Below are 1,340 nucleotides of genomic sequence, written 5' to 3'. Positions count from 1 at the left end.
TCGTTAAATAGCCGCTTATGTCTATTGCTGGTTTACCGGTTTATTGACTACCGGAAGCAGTGTGACCGTGTGCTTCTCAAATGCCTGAGGTTTCAGCAAAAAACCCCTCAAGACCCGTTTAGAGGCCCCAAGGGGTTATGCTAGTTATTGCTCAGCGGTGGCAGCAGCCTAGGTTAATTAAGCTGCGCTAGTAGACGAGTCCATGTGCTGGCGTTCAAATTTCGCAGCAGCGGTTTCTTTACCAGACTCGAGTACTTACTTAAATGTTATCACCGCTTGGCGTAGACGCTGCGGTGCACCCGCCACTGCTGCACCCGCGGCCGGTCCGGGTCCGCGAGGCCGCGCAGTTCGGCGAGGGCCGGCTCCACCACCCGGCCCCAGGTCTCGTCGTCGACCTCCCACAGGTAGGGCGGCAGCCGGCGCTCCAGGCTCTCCAGCAGCTGACGCGGTGTGGTGGCCCGCTCGTAGTCCGGCGCGAACTCGTGCCGCAGCCGGGTCAGCCCCGCCGCGGCCGCGGCCGCGTCCAGCCGTTCGGGGGTGTCGGGCCGCGGCGGCTGGAGCACGGCCAGCCGGTCCAGTACGGCGACCAGGTCGTCCGGGTCGGCCGCGGGGTCGCCGTGCACCGCGAGCAGCCGCCCGCCGGGGCGCAGCACCCGCGCCGCCTCCGCGAGGGCGCGCGGCATGTCCCCGACCAGATGCAGGACGTGCGTGAAGACCAGGTTGTCGAACGTGCCGTCCCGGAACGGCAGGGCCCGGGCGTCCCCGGCCGTCACCCGCCCCGCCAGCCGCTCCGCGGCCCGCGACAGCATCGGCAGCGACAGGTCGACGCCGTGGACCCGGTGGCCGAGTTCGGCCAGTCCCGCCGCCACGATGCCCGTCCCGACACCCACTTCGAGCACCGGGCCGGGTACCAGGTCCCCGGCGAGTTGCGCCGCGGCCTGCCGGCCGCGCTCCATTCCGCCCCGCATCCGGTCGTAGTCGTCCGCGACCCGGTCGAAGGCCTTGGCCTCGGTCGCCGACTGGAAATAGAGGTTTTCGTCCCCCGGATCCTGGCTGTGGTGATGATGGTGATGGCTGCTGCCCATGGTATATCTCCTTATTAAAGTTAAACAAAATTATTTCTACAGGGGAATTGTTATCCGCTCACAATTCCCCTATAGCGAGTCGTATTAATTTCCTAATGCAGGAGTCGCATAAGGGAGAGCGTCGAGATCCCGGACACCATCGAATGGCGCAAAACCTTTCGCGGTATGGCATGATAGCGCCCGGAAGAGAGTCAATTCAGGGTGGTGAATGTGAAACCAGTAACGTTATACGATGTCGCAGAGTATGCCCTGTCT

1 protein-coding gene is annotated in these 1,340 nt (G+C 64.0%); it reads right to left on the bottom strand.

Annotated elements, in window-relative coordinates:
* Nucleotides 1-269: 269 nt before the first annotated feature.
* On the bottom strand, nucleotides 270-1,085 hold the full coding sequence (locus ACFUOZ_RS21375) for a methyltransferase domain-containing protein (RefSeq protein WP_363447963.1): 816 nt from the start codon (nucleotides 1,083-1,085) through the stop codon (nucleotides 270-272).
* Between the last annotated feature and the right edge of the window lie 255 nt (nucleotides 1,086-1,340).

It is taken from the genome of Paenarthrobacter sp. NPDC057355 (assembly GCF_042667405.1).
Classification (GTDB): domain Bacteria; phylum Actinomycetota; class Actinomycetes; order Actinomycetales; family Micrococcaceae; genus Arthrobacter.
Note: the sequence above shows the minus strand (reverse complement) of the source record. Positions and strands in the feature narration are given on the sequence as shown.

Excerpts from the sequence above, each read along its gene's own strand:
- ACFUOZ_RS21375 (WP_363447963.1), bottom strand. The coding sequence starts at position 1,085 with ATGGGCAGCAGCCATCACCATCATCACCACAGCCAGGATCCGGGGGAC.